The organism is Flavobacterium aquidurense (genome assembly GCF_031458035.1).
In the GTDB taxonomy this organism is placed as follows: Bacteria; Bacteroidota; Bacteroidia; order Flavobacteriales; family Flavobacteriaceae; genus Flavobacterium; species Flavobacterium aquidurense_C.
In genome coordinates this window covers 93476-106286 of sequence record NZ_JAVDXR010000006.1, presented here as the reverse complement: position 1 = coordinate 106286, position 12811 = coordinate 93476, and the positions used below count along the sequence as shown (strand labels likewise).

The following is a 12811-nucleotide window of genomic DNA, read 5'->3' as shown; positions in this document are numbered from 1 at the left end:
TTTCTTACAATATAAGCATTAAAAAACTTAGCCCCTCAGTACCTCAGTACCTCAGTACCTTAGCATATTATTTATAAAACACATCGTAAGCAAATCGAATCAAAGTTCCAATCACCACAATCAAAAAGAAAATCCGAATAAAACCATTTCCTTTATGTATAGCTAGTTTAGCGCCAAGCCAGCCTCCGAAAGCGTTACTTGCCGCCATTGGCAAAGCAATTGCCCAAATGATTTTTCCTTTAATCATAAACAAACAAATCGAACCAAAATTGGTTGCCAAATTCACCATTTTAGCATTCGCAGAAGCGTGTAAAAAATCAAATCCCATTAAAGCAATAAAAGCAACAACTAAAAAACTTCCGGTTCCAGGACCTATAAATCCGTCATAAAAACCGACAATTGTACTTATTACAACTGCATAGAAAATTTGAATTTTAACCGAATGTTCTTTGGCCTCATGCTGTCCAAAATTTTTCTTTGCATACGTATAAATCAGCAACAGCGACAACACTACAAGCAAAAGTGGTTTCATGAAATCGTTACTCACATAAGTCAATAAAGTCGACCCTAAAAATGCCGATGGAACCGCCAAACACATCATTATCAAAAGCAATCTCCACTGAATTACCACTTTTTTCAAATATTGAAACGCTGCAAAAGACGTTCCGCTAAAGGCCGGTAGTTTTAAAGTTCCAATAACCGTAGAAACAGGTAAATTCGGTAATAAAATCAAACCCATTGGCGTCTGAATCAATCCGCCGCCACCAACAATTGCATCAATAAATCCTGCAGCAAAAGCCGCCAAACAAAGTAAAATTATGATATATGTTTCCATTAATATTGTGGTTCAGGTGGTTTTGAGAATTGCCAACAAATGTAGTTTTCCATTTTATTTATTACAATAAAAATTAATGTTGATTTCTCCCCAAAAAGTATATTTTTGTTGAAAAATTGAACCAAATGGATTTTACAAGAATTATAGAATTAGCCAGTTATACTTTACCAGCCATTGTGACCGGATTTGTAGCTTACAGTTTTTTTGAACTGCATATTAAAAACAACGATAAAAAACGTACTTTTTTATTGAACAGAGAATATCAAAAGCAATCATTACCAATACGTTTACAGGCTTACGAGCGTATGACGTTATATTTAGAGCGCATCAACCTGACTAAATTATTGATTAGAATTTCGCCAATTTCTAACGAAAAACATGATTACGAAAACTTTCTAATCGACCAAATCGAACAGGAATTCGAACACAATTTAACTCAGCAAATTTATATGTCTGACGAATGTTGGACAATCATTACAACTGCTAAAAATTCAACGATACAAATCATTCGTAAAACTGCTATGAGCGACCGCGTTGACAATGCCGATAAATTACGTGAAGTTATTTTAAATGATTTATTAGAGAAACAATCTCCAAGTAATGCTGCTTTAGCGTATATTAAAAATGAGGTTTCAGAATTGTGGTAGAAAATTATATTAGAATTCAGATTTTAGATTTTAGATTCCTCCAAACAATCTAAAATCTAAAATCAACAATCTAAAATCAACAATCTAAAATTATCTATTGTCACTCATCACCTCAGATTTATTCTGAGCATATTCAAAACCTTGCTGCCACCATTCTTTCATTACTTCTTTATTAAAAATAAGAGCATTATCCGTTAATCTGATAGGCGTGTAATATAAGTTAAGCTTCACATTCTTATTGTTTGCCATCAGTTTTCCTATAGCAATGTCATGTTTTTCAACCTGATCTAGGGCAATTCGGAACAAATCAATCATCAGTGAAAAAGGGTTTTTACCAATAACCGTTTTATCCATGTTTACTTCGGTTTCCAAAACAATAACATCAATTTCCGTAGCGCCGCGATTAATTGCTTCACGGATTGGAACCAAACTTGAAAATCCGCCATCGCCATATTCGCAATTATTTTTCTCCACCAAACTCATAAACGGAACGTAGTTACTTGAAATCCACGACCAATCGCAGAATTCTTCGTACGTACAATCTTTTACAGATTTATACTCAGATTCATTTTTAGTAAAATTGGTTACCGTAATAACGACGTCATTATTCAATTTTTTAAGTTTATTGAAATCTGAAAGTGAAAAATTATTTTTGATATATTTCTTCAGGCCTTTGCTTTCGCCAAAAGTTCTTTTTCCTTTAAAAAACTGACGTAAAACATTGAAGTGATTAATGGTTACAATATCAACTCCATCTTTATTTTTAACCACAAACGGACAAATATTAAAAATACTTGCCATCGTTACATTAGTATAAACAGAATGTATTTTTTTGATATGTCCCAAAGCCAAATGCGGAATCAGCAAACTTCCCGTAGATGTACCTAAAAACAAATCGTATTCATTATTTTTTTCTTCTATTAAATATTGTGCCACACCACCTGCAAATGCACCTTTACTGCCACCACCTGAAATAACCAATGCTTTCATAAAATAATTGTAGGTTTTGTTTTCTAGAAAATAGAAAAAAGAATAAAGAGCAAAGACTTTCTTATCTGTATTAAATCTTTACTCTTTACTCTTGCCTCTTACTTCTATTCTCTATATTCTATATTCTATATTCTATATTCTATATTCTATTCTCTATCTTCTATTCGCCCTAATCTTTCCTCTTGCTTCTTGCTTCTACTTCTCTATCAACAAACGATTCAATTGAAACTGTTTATCGGGGGTCAAATTAGGCAAAATTCTTTCAAACGACACACGCATTTCCGGATTTTTTAATAACATTCGGATGGTATCTCTTCCAAACTTTGAAAATTGCCACATATGATGGGTGGTCGCATCTACCAAATTCGTCAAAACCTGATCGTTTATTATTTTAAAACCAATCAATTTTTCCAGTGCATTTTGCCTAGTTGTGGCCTCATATTTTGTCGAAGAAAAAGCAATCAATTCTGAAACCAAAGCTTCTGGATCAGTCGCATAATTTGGTGTTGATAAAGCCAATGAAAGCCATAGAGTTCGAAGATTATAATCGTTAAAACCAATCCAATCTTTAGATTTATCCAAATATTCTACACGGTGATTTGGGAAATTTTTCCACAAATAAAACAGCGCTATTTCCTGCGTTTGGTATGATTTGTCCTTTAATAAAGTTTCATATTCCAATCTGAAATCTTCTGGAATCTGATTCAGATTTCCAGCAACTGCCTGACGCACCTGCCAATTATTACTTTTTAATGCCGTTTGCAATAATTCCTTTTTCGCCTCGTATTTTTCATTTTCTATTTGATCAATAATTGCTTCTTTAACCAAATAATACACATCTGAATTTAAAGTCTTCATTAAAAACTCTTTCTTCTCTGACAAAGGCGTTTTCTTTAATTTATCAACTTCTAACCGAACCTGAATTGCTTTGTTTTTACTCAATAATGCATTCGCAGCTTGCGTATCAAAAACAGTCGATTCTAACCAAGTTTTTTGGAATTTATCCAAATCAAAATTGGATACTTTTTTTATTTCGTCAAAGAAATTCTGTGTGTTTACCGTTTGATAAGCATATTTTTTCAGATAACTTTTTATTGCTTTTTTGAATGCTTTATCACCAATTGACTCATGTAAAACAAACAACGCCCAGGCACCTTTTTCATAAAAAGTAAGCGAACTCGCCTTCGGATTTAAAACTGGAATCGTATCAGTTCTTGACGCAAATTTTATCTGCTGTGCCGTGTTGTACAATTTCGAATAAAAATAATCGTCGCCGTAAATATCTCTTTCGGCAAGAGCCGCATAATAAGTAGCGAAACCTTCCTGGAGCCAATGATGCTTACTGCTTTCAGCCGTAATCAAGTCGCCAAACCAATGATGTGCCAGTTCATGTGCGTCGACATTTGTATAGTTTCGATCTTCAAAACCAATAGAATCGACCACATATCGTGTCGCAAAAAGCGTCGAAGTTGTGTTCTCCATTCCGGCATACAGAAAATCGCGAACCGGAATTTGTCTGTAAATTTCCCAGGGATATTTCACGCCGATTTCCTTCTCCAGAAAATCAAATATGCGTTTTGAATAACGATATGTTGGTTCAAAACGATTTGCATCTTTATGTTCTAAATAATATTCCAAAGGAATTTTAGAGGTTGCTTGAAGTTCTTTTTTATCGTATTTTCCAATTGCGAGCATTAATAAATAAGAGCTCATGGGATTTTCCATTTCATATTGCCAATGAATGAAACTTCCTGTTGTATTTTTCTCTTTTAAAATTCCATTTGAAACCACCTGATAAGCAGCGTCGAATGTTATTCCTAAATTGAAAATTACTTTTTCGTTCACATCATCAAAACTCGGAAACCAATTACTTGTATATTTTCCCTGTCCCTGGGTCCAAATTTGTACTTCAGAATTCTCTATATCAACAAAATACAAAGCTTGTTTCGGTTTAACCGAATACTCAAAAGTCAAATGATTTTTCCCTTTTTGAAAATTAGAAATGATTTGCAATTGTTTACCCGTATTTACAAAAACAATTTCTTTATCATTTATTCTGACTTTAGAAAAATCCATGTTTTTTGCATCGATTTTAATAGTATCAATTGGTTTTAAAACCTCAAATTGATAGTCAACCAAACCGGAAACCGATTTTTCTTTTGCATTTAAAGACAATTGCCCCGAAACGGTTTTAAAATCGACAAATTGAGTTTGCTGTGCAAAAAGAAATGTGGTAAATAATAGAAAGATGTATTTCATTGAAAATTAGAATTTATTGAATCCGTTTCCCAAGATTGTGGATTGCTTTTTATATAATTATTAATTATCTCAAATCTTTTGTAATTACGGACAATATGATCGTGATAATTAGTTTGCCAAATTGATTCGACTCCATTAATTTGTTTAGTTGTTTTCGATTTAAAAATAGCAACAAATGATGAAATTGAATTTGTTTTTCGCGATAAATTTGTTTCGGTTTTATTGGCATTTTTATTTCCTCCCTGATTTTCGTCTCGGTTTTCGTCTCGGTTTTCGTCTCGGTTTTCGTCTCGGTTTCCGTCTCGGTTTCCTTCTCGGTTTTCACGTAGAGGCGCACAGCAGTGCGTCTCGCCAATGTTTGTCTCAATGTTTGCCGACATTCTGGGCGGAGACGCACTGCTGTGCGCCTCTACGATATGCGTTCGTAGAATTTCTGTGTCATTATTTCGTGCCTCGATTTCGTTTGTCGATATGCTGTGCGGAGACGCACTGCTGTGCGCCTCTACGATACACTGTTGTGATATTTCTGTGTTATTATTTTGTCTCTCGATTTCGATTGTCGATATTCTGGACGGAGACGCACTGCTGTGCGCCTCACGATCTGCGGTTGTGGTAATTCTATGTCATTATTTTGAATTTCAATCAACAGATGAACATGATTTGGCATAACAATCCAATTATGAAAAAAACCAATTTTTACGAATTTTAATAGATTTTAAGATCTCATTTTCTACAATTTGACCATTCTCATTTAAAATCATTTTCTCATCTACAATCGATCCGAAGATGCATTCTCTATTTACAGTAACCATTGTAATAAAATAAACTGCTTCACTCGAATAATCCCAATCCTTTAATCTTTTGGAATCAATTTTATACTTTTCTTTAAATAATGTCATTTTTTGGCGTGTAAGAATCCCAAAGTTACAAAGGTTTCACCAACAAATCGAATGAAATTTGTATGTTTACAACAGAAAATTACAACATCGTGTCAGCACCTAAAAAAGCCTTATTTAACTGGAGCAGCGGAAAAGATTCTGCGCTTACTTTATATAAAATCCTTCAAAATCCTGATTATAAAATTGAATGTTTATTGACAAGTGTCAATCAGCAATTTCAGCGTATTTCCATGCACGGCGTTCGTGTTGAATTACTCGAAGCGCAGGCAAAAAGCATCGGCATTCCGCTGAAAATTCTGCAAGTTCCCGAAATGCCAACTATGGAAGTTTACGAAAATGTAATGACGAAAGCCCTGACCGAATTAAAAAACCAAGGCATCTCATATTCTGTTTTTGGAGATATATTTTTAGAAGATTTACGAAAATACCGCGAAGATCAATTGGCAAAAATTGGTTTTGAAGGCGTGTTTCCAATTTGGAAAACTCCAACCAAAGATTTGATTCAGGAATTTATTTCCCTTGGATTTAAAACCATTGTAGTTTGTGTAAACGAAAGATATTTGGACAAAAGTTTTGTGGGCCGAATTATAGATCGTGATTTCATCAATGATTTACCTGAAAATGTTGATGTCTGTGGTGAAAACGGAGAATTTCACACTTTTGCTTTTGACGGACCGATTTTCTCACAGCCAATCGATTTTGAAATTGGAGAAATAGTGTATAGAAAATATGAAAAACCAAAAACTGAAGATTCCTCAGATACGGCCTGCGATACAAGTGCCAGCGATGCTTTTGATTTTGGATTTTGGTATTGCGATTTGATTCCTAAAATCTAAATTAGACAATTAGAAAATGTGTCAATTTGATAATTTAAGAATCTCTATAATTATCACATTTTCTAATTGACACATTCTCTAATTTTCATCATACATTTTAAGCAAATTCGTAACCGTATTCCAGTTTCGAATTGTCGCTACTACATTTAATTTTTTCTCAATATATTTTTGATCAAACCTTGTTTTTCCTGCACCGACAGCATATTTTATAAAAACCCTGTTTCCGTCAATACTGGCTTCGTCGGGTTTAAATTGACTGATTTTCAAATCATTTATATTTTCGCTTTTTAGTGCAATTGAAACAAAAGCAACATATAATTTTTTCGTATCAATATCTTTTTCTTTTAGATATGGACTGTTTTTAAAACACAATTCCAAATCTTCTTTTGTAATCACAACCGTTGGAACTTCATGCCCGAAAACCTTGAATATTTCCTGTTTGATTATAAAACCTACTTTCGAAGCACTTTCTTCTTCAGTATCAACAAAAACATTTCCGGATTGTAGATATGTTCGCACATTTGTGAAGCCAATATTCTCCAGCATAGCTTTCAAAGCTTCCATTTTCATCATATTATGACCAGAAACGTTGATGCCGCGTAATAGTGCTAAATGTGTTGTCATTTCAAATGATTTTATTCCTCAAAGATATTATTTTCTCTACTTTAAATCTTCTCATTTTCAAATTTCCCAATTAAAATCTATCTTCGCTTTTCTAAAAAGAGAATAGAAACTAGAATAAAGAAAATAGATTTTGGTCTTTGTTCTTTACTCTTTACTCTATTTTCTCAAATCTAAGAATCTAAGCCAGTCTAAAAATCTAACCATCTAAGAAGTCAAAAAAAGAATGTCTAACAATCTCCTTGAAACCCCAATCGAATACTTAAAAGGCGTTGGTCCGAGTCGTGGCCAGTTGCTTCGTAAGGAATTGGGCATTCATAAATACGGAGACTTGGTTAATTTTTTTCCGAACAGATATATCGACAGAACTCGCTATTACAAGATAAACGAACTCCAAAATACAGGAGCCGAAGTTCAGATTATTGGCAAAATCATCAACATAAAAACGGTTGAATTTGCTAAGAATAAAAAGCGTTTGGTCGCCACTTTCGTGGATGATACAGGGCAAATTGACCTGAATTGGTTTCAGGGACACAAATGGATTCGCGAAAGTTTAAAACTCAATGAAGTTTGTGTGATTTTTGGAAAATGCTCTTTATACGGAAGTCAGTTTAGTATGGCGCATCCTGAAATTGAGTTGTGGAATGAGCACGAAAAAAGTCTTCGCTCTGCCATGCAGCCGGTTTATCCATCAACTGAAACGCTTGCCAATCGCGGAATTTCAAATCGAATCATCAATAAACTGATGGAACAGCTTTTTATCGAAACGGGAGCTTTGTTTACCGAAACTTTTCCCCCTTATTTAATAGAAGAATTAAAGTTGATTCCGAAAAGAGCAGCTTTATTCAACATCCATTTCCCTAAAAGCACTGATGCTTTGGCGAAAGCCCAATTCCGATTAAAATTTGAGGAATTGTTTTTTATTCAGCTGCAATTAATCACCAAAAACCTGATTCGAAAACATAAAATTAAAGGACATCCGTTTACAAAAGTGGGCGAACTTTTCAATGAATTTTATCAAAATCATCTGCCTTTTGAACTGACGAATGCACAAAAAAGAGTAATCAAAGAAATTCGTTCAGACATGGGAAGCAATGCCCAAATGAACCGATTATTACAGGGAGACGTGGGTTCTGGAAAAACCATTGTTGCTTTTATGAGCATGCTTTTGGCTATTGACAATGGTTTTCAGGCTTGTTTGATGGCTCCGACAGAAATTCTCGCGAATCAGCATTTTATTGGTTTGTCAGAATTGGCTAAAACCCTAAACCTCAATATAAAAATACTGACAGGTTCAACTAAAACTGCAGCCCGAAAAATCATTCACGAAGAACTTGAAAACGGAAGTCTTCATATTTTAATTGGAACTCATGCTTTATTGGAAGACAAAGTTCAGTTTCAGAATTTAGGATTGGCCGTAATTGATGAACAGCATCGTTTTGGCGTAGAACAACGCTCTAAATTGTGGAAGAAAAATGCAATTCCGCCACACGTTTTAGTGATGACCGCTACTCCTATTCCGAGAACTCTCGCCATGAGTTTATATGGCGATTTGGATATTTCTGTAATTGATGAATTGCCTCCTGGAAGAAAACCCATTCAGACCGTACATCGTTATGATACTAACAGATTGAAAGTCTGGAAATTCCTTCGTGATGAAATTGCTCTAGGAAGACAAATTTATATTGTTTATCCGCTGATCCAGGAATCTGAAAAAATGGATTACAAAGATTTAATGGACGGTTACGAAAGTATTTCCAGAGATTTTCCATTACCTCAATATTCAATTTCGATTTTGCACGGAAAAATGAAACCGGCCGATAAAGATGCCGAAATGAAACGGTTTTCCGAAGGAAAGACCAATATTATGGTGGCTACAACCGTGATTGAAGTTGGTGTAAATGTTCCGAATGCCAGTGTTATGATTATCGAAAGTGCTGAGCGTTTCGGATTATCGCAATTGCATCAGTTGCGCGGACGCGTTGGTCGTGGAGCCGAACAAAGTTATTGCATTTTAATGACCAGCCACAAATTAAGTGCTGATAGTAAAACCCGAATGGAAACTATGGTATCGACGAATGATGGTTTTGAAATTGCCGAAGTCGATCTCAAACTTCGCGGTCCCGGAGATTTAATGGGAACACAACAAAGCGGTGTTTTAAACCTTCAAATTGCTGATATTGTTCGGGATCGTGATATTTTAGGTTTGGCCAGAAACTATGCTATGAAAATTTTAAAAGAAGATGGCCCTCTGCAAAAACCGGAACATGCTGTTTTGAAAGCTGTTTTTATTGAGTTGACGAAAAAGAAAAATATTTGGAATTATATTAGTTAGAGGTGCTGAGGTTCTGAGGTTCTGAGGTGCTAAGGTTCTGAGGTACTAAGGTTCTAAGATAATGAGATAATGAGGTATTAAGGTGCTGAGATACTGATGCGCTGACGCACGAAAGCTCTAAGCTTTTCTAAGTCTTAGTACCTCAGAACCTCAGTACCTATTTTTCCTTAACTATTTCCTTCCTTTCAAAAAGACCACTAAATATCATCTTAATTTTATTGCAGATCTTACCCCTGAACATAAAATAAAAATAAATTCAATCATTGGTTATAAATAAGTTTTAAAACCTCTATTTTGAGGTTCTGCTATTGATTGACTTAACATGAATATCATTTACCAAATCATCTATTTTTTTTGCACTGTCGCGCATCATATCCAGGTAATTCAAAAGCTTATCATTATCAGTATGCCCTTTTGAAACATCTATAAGCTTTAATACCGAGCTTAGTGGCAATTTTAAATCCAGTGTAGTTCTGTGTATAAAATCATTATATTCTTTAGTAGCCGATAATGAGCTGTATTTTGCCGATGCCAATTTCATGTTTTCCAACTCATATTCATCTGATATTTTAGAAATATGATTCTGGCTGTGCTCCTTAAAATAATATGCCCAATAACCATTTAAAAGAAAAACGACTACAGCTAATACAATGTGAATAATTAAAGTTTCAAAGTCAAAATTTACTTGCGAAAAGTACAATTGTATTCCTTTTGGATCATTAAAAATGAAGTTTTGCATATAAGCCAAAACAACATGGTGCCCTATAACCAAAAGCGTAAGCGGAATTTGCAATTTCCAGTTTTGATAGATAATCAGGATTGTACTTGCGATAAAAACCGTAAAATGCATTTCGAATAAACCATGCATCTGATAAATATATTGTGCCATAAAAATTGCAAGCACAACAGACAGTACATATTGATAAAATCTAGAGTTTTTTATAAAAATTTTTGCTGAATAATAGGCTAATAAATTCAGAGTTCCCACTCCTGCTCCAATTTCCCAGGTATCATATTTAAACGCCAAAGCAATTCCGAGAAGAAAATAAACAGCAAGAACATAATTAATAATCGAATCTGATTTTTCTGTCATTGTAGACATAAAATTGTACAGGTAGTACTGCTCATTCAAACTAGCTTTCTTTTTCATAGTTTCAGTAGTGTTTAGGTTAGATTTACTTAGTGCATTTTGGCAGCGTACATCCATAAGCCCTCAGAGCTAATGCATCAAACGAAGGAGTCTTAGTTTGACTTAATAAAGAATCAATTGCCTGCTGCGCATAATTACTCTTCGCATCGGTACAATATCTTGTTTTATTATAGTTTCCCCGATAATATAAATTTTGAGATGTATCAAGAAGCACAGCTTGAGGTGTTGAGTAAACACCGCAGTTCTTTGCAATTTCTTCATCAAAATAAACCGGAATTTTGGCGTTGAATTTTTTCTGAATTTCTTCTATTGTATAATTCTTCTCTTCATTCAGAACCACAATTTTAAAATTAATCCGATCACCATATTTTTTGATAAGATTACTTACATGAGGTATATTAAAGCGTGAGCAAGGACATTCCGGATTAAAAAAATGAATAAAAACCGGTCGCTGATCAGTCACACAGCATTTTAAATCGATTTTACTTCCCATGGCTATCTCATGATAATCTTTAGGAATCGGTGTCGGCAAACTGTATTTGTATTCATTCTTCCAAAACAAAAAAGAAATTGCAGTAAGCAATAAGACGAACCACAAACTAAGGAGTACTTTTTTTATCATAAATAATTGGATTTTAATTTTAACGAATAAACAATTGTTAATTAAGTGATTTTCGTAAAGTGAAAAAATTAACTTAAAACAAATAAAACCCTACATATATCGATACTTCAATCACTAACACATTACTTTTCTCACAAAAGAATCGCGATTTTGTTCAACTATTCAATGTTACAAATTTAATCGATAAACTGCAAAACAATTCAGGCAAAATGCATTAAAAAAAAATATTGTAAGTTTATTCTGAAATTAAAACACCGTATTTTTACCTTTTATACAAGTTATAACTTACAACATTTAAAAACTTCGTTACATGATAAAACAAAAAAGTATATTTTTTTATCCTCTATATTAAACCATCGTAAATTAATTGAGTCTAACTCCTAATTTAATTTTAAAACTTGTACATACAAATGTTAAATAAAAGCCAACGTCTTTCGATTTAAGTTCAAAAAGTTAAATTTGTAAGTCACTAAAAAAACATATCCCTAAAAAACCTTTACCTCAATTTTATGAAAGGAAAAAATCTAATTTATGCCCTACTAATTATAGGACTCGGGGGGTTCATAGCCTATAGAGTTGTATCAAACAAAAGTAAAAACGACGAATCCAAAAAGTTTGGCGATAAAGACCGCCCAACAACCGTAACCGGAATAGTTGTTAAAACTTCTACTTTTGATAATGACTTGTCACTTTCAGGTTCTATCGAAGCCAATGAGCAAATCGAAATTCATAGTGAAGTTTCAGGAATTGTAGAAGGAATTTATTTTAGTGAAGGTACTTACGTAAATAAAGGTCAGGTTCTTTTTAAGGTAAATGATATTGAATTACGAGCACAACTAAGACAAGCCCAGACTAAAGAAGGTCTGGCGGCAGAAAACGAAAGAAGAGCAAAGCTATTACTTCAGAAAGAAGCGATTAGTCAGGAAGAATTTGATGTTGCAAATGCTGATTATGCTTCTATGAAAGCTCAAACACAATTAATAAAAGCTCAAATTGCCAAAACTTCTGTAAAAGCACCTTTTTCAGGAAAAATTGGTTTACGCTCTATTTCACCAGGAACTTATATTACGCCAACCGTGTTAGTGGCAAAATTGGTAAACACCGGAAAACTAAAAATTACATTTTCGATTCCTGAAAAATATGCTTCTCAGGTAAATTCACACGCAAATATTGATTTTTCAGTTTCAGGATCAGATAAAATTTACACTGCAAAAATTTATGCTATTGAGCCAGAAATAGAGGTTGCAACCCGTACTTTAAAAATTCGTGCCATTGCTGATAATGTAGATGGAAAACTTTTTCCGGGAACTTTTGCCGATGTAAAATTGCCCCTAAACATTATTAAGGATGCCATCGTAGTGCCTTCAGAAGCGATTGTTCCTGTTCAGGACGGTAAAAAAGTGTATATCGCCAATATGGGCAAAGCCAAAGAAGTAATGGTTGACGCTACAACAAGAACAGATGCTTCAATCTTGATTCTTTCTGGATTAAAAGCTGGTGATACACTGATTACAAGTGGTGTAATGTCATTAAAAAATGAAGCACCTATAAAGGTTAATGTAAAAAAATAAAAATAAGGTTTTTAGTTATAAGTTAGTAGGTTATAAGTTTTCGAAC

General features: G+C 33.9%; 12 protein-coding genes. 4 read left to right on the top strand and 8 right to left on the bottom strand.

Annotated features, from left to right (window positions below):
• Positions 1 to 67: 67 nt before the first annotated feature.
• Positions 68 to 835 carry a sulfite exporter TauE/SafE family protein gene (locus tag J2X17_RS11275; RefSeq protein ID WP_310297826.1) on the bottom strand — a complete coding sequence of 256 codons (768 nt, stop codon included), beginning with the start codon at positions 833 to 835 and terminating at the stop codon, positions 68 to 70.
• A gap of 125 nt (positions 836 to 960) precedes the next feature.
• On the opposite strand from J2X17_RS11275, the gene J2X17_RS11270 reads away from it, so the two are divergent.
• Complete coding sequence (locus J2X17_RS11270) at positions 961 to 1482, top strand: DUF7935 family protein (protein ID WP_310297824.1); 522 nt, start codon at positions 961 to 963, stop codon at positions 1480 to 1482.
• A 90-nt stretch (positions 1483 to 1572) separates the two neighbouring features.
• On the opposite strand, the gene J2X17_RS11265 is transcribed toward J2X17_RS11270, so the two are convergent.
• From J2X17_RS11265 to J2X17_RS11250, 4 genes are all read right to left on the bottom strand, one after another.
• Complete coding sequence (locus J2X17_RS11265; protein ID WP_310297821.1) at positions 1573 to 2472, bottom strand: patatin-like phospholipase family protein; 900 nt, start codon at positions 2470 to 2472, stop codon at positions 1573 to 1575.
• Positions 2473 to 2667: 195 nt separating this feature from the next.
• On the bottom strand, positions 2668 to 4731 hold the full coding sequence (locus tag J2X17_RS11260; RefSeq protein ID WP_310297818.1) for a M1 family metallopeptidase: 2064 nt from the start codon (positions 4729 to 4731) through the stop codon (positions 2668 to 2670).
• Entirely contained in the window at positions 4728 to 5111 is a 384-nt protein-coding gene (locus J2X17_RS11255; protein WP_310297815.1) for a transposase, read from the bottom strand. Before J2X17_RS11255 ends, J2X17_RS11260 begins: the two co-directional genes overlap by 4 nt.
• A gap of 297 nt (positions 5112 to 5408) precedes the next feature.
• Positions 5409 to 5630 (bottom strand): hypothetical protein, encoded by a 222-nt coding sequence (locus J2X17_RS11250; protein ID WP_310297813.1) that lies wholly within the window; start codon positions 5628 to 5630, stop codon positions 5409 to 5411.
• Between the two features lie 62 nt (positions 5631 to 5692).
• On the opposite strand from J2X17_RS11250, the gene J2X17_RS11245 reads away from it, so the two are divergent.
• Complete coding sequence (locus J2X17_RS11245) at positions 5693 to 6466, top strand: Dph6-related ATP pyrophosphatase (protein ID WP_310297810.1); 774 nt, start codon at positions 5693 to 5695, stop codon at positions 6464 to 6466.
• A gap of 78 nt (positions 6467 to 6544) precedes the next feature.
• Here the strand turns inward: J2X17_RS11245 and J2X17_RS11240 are convergent, their stop codons facing one another.
• Positions 6545 to 7090, bottom strand: coding sequence for a DUF1697 domain-containing protein (locus J2X17_RS11240; RefSeq protein ID WP_310297808.1), 546 nt, complete (start codon positions 7088 to 7090; stop codon positions 6545 to 6547).
• 223 nt (positions 7091 to 7313) lie between these two features.
• On the opposite strand from J2X17_RS11240, the gene recG reads away from it, so the two are divergent.
• Complete coding sequence (gene recG, locus J2X17_RS11235) at positions 7314 to 9422, top strand: ATP-dependent DNA helicase RecG (RefSeq protein ID WP_310297805.1); 2109 nt, start codon at positions 7314 to 7316, stop codon at positions 9420 to 9422.
• 289 nt (positions 9423 to 9711) lie between these two features.
• On the opposite strand, the gene J2X17_RS11230 is transcribed toward recG, so the two are convergent.
• Together J2X17_RS11230 and J2X17_RS11225 are read right to left on the bottom strand one after the other, a co-directional pair.
• On the bottom strand, positions 9712 to 10572 hold the full coding sequence (locus J2X17_RS11230; RefSeq protein ID WP_310297802.1) for a histidine kinase: 861 nt from the start codon (positions 10570 to 10572) through the stop codon (positions 9712 to 9714).
• Between the two features lie 25 nt (positions 10573 to 10597).
• On the bottom strand, positions 10598 to 11194 hold the full coding sequence (locus J2X17_RS11225; RefSeq protein ID WP_310297799.1) for a DUF6436 domain-containing protein: 597 nt from the start codon (positions 11192 to 11194) through the stop codon (positions 10598 to 10600).
• A 509-nt stretch (positions 11195 to 11703) separates the two neighbouring features.
• Between J2X17_RS11225 and J2X17_RS11220 the strand changes: the two genes are divergently transcribed.
• The gene (locus tag J2X17_RS11220; RefSeq protein WP_310297797.1) at positions 11704 to 12765 is read left to right on the top strand and encodes an efflux RND transporter periplasmic adaptor subunit; all 1062 of its coding nucleotides are present in this window, start codon (positions 11704 to 11706) and stop codon (positions 12763 to 12765) included.
• Positions 12766 to 12811 lie beyond the last annotated feature (46 nt).

Bases quoted from the DNA above. Each gene is read 5' to 3' on its own strand.
- J2X17_RS11265 (WP_310297821.1), bottom strand. From the start codon at position 2,472: ATGAAAGCATTGGTTATTTCAGGTGGTGGCAGTAAAGGTGCATTTGCA.
- J2X17_RS11220 (WP_310297797.1), top strand. From the start codon at position 11,704: ATGAAAGGAAAAAATCTAATTTATGCCCTACTAATTATAGGACTCGGG.
- J2X17_RS11270 (WP_310297824.1), top strand. From the start codon at position 961: ATGGATTTTACAAGAATTATAGAATTAGCCAGTTATACTTTACCAGCC.
- J2X17_RS11260 (WP_310297818.1), bottom strand. From the start codon at position 4,731: ATGAAATACATCTTTCTATTATTTACCACATTTCTTTTTGCACAGCAA.
- J2X17_RS11225 (WP_310297799.1), bottom strand. From the start codon at position 11,194: ATGATAAAAAAAGTACTCCTTAGTTTGTGGTTCGTCTTATTGCTTACT.
- J2X17_RS11250 (WP_310297813.1), bottom strand. From the start codon at position 5,630: ATGACATTATTTAAAGAAAAGTATAAAATTGATTCCAAAAGATTAAAG.
- J2X17_RS11230 (WP_310297802.1), bottom strand. From the start codon at position 10,572: ATGAAAAAGAAAGCTAGTTTGAATGAGCAGTACTACCTGTACAATTTT.
- J2X17_RS11275 (WP_310297826.1), bottom strand. From the start codon at position 835: ATGGAAACATATATCATAATTTTACTTTGTTTGGCGGCTTTTGCTGCA.
- recG (WP_310297805.1), top strand. From the start codon at position 7,314: ATGTCTAACAATCTCCTTGAAACCCCAATCGAATACTTAAAAGGCGTT.
- J2X17_RS11240 (WP_310297808.1), bottom strand. From the start codon at position 7,090: ATGACAACACATTTAGCACTATTACGCGGCATCAACGTTTCTGGTCAT.
- J2X17_RS11255 (WP_310297815.1), bottom strand. From the start codon at position 5,111: ATGTCGGCAAACATTGAGACAAACATTGGCGAGACGCACTGCTGTGCG.
- J2X17_RS11245 (WP_310297810.1), top strand. From the start codon at position 5,693: ATGTTTACAACAGAAAATTACAACATCGTGTCAGCACCTAAAAAAGCC.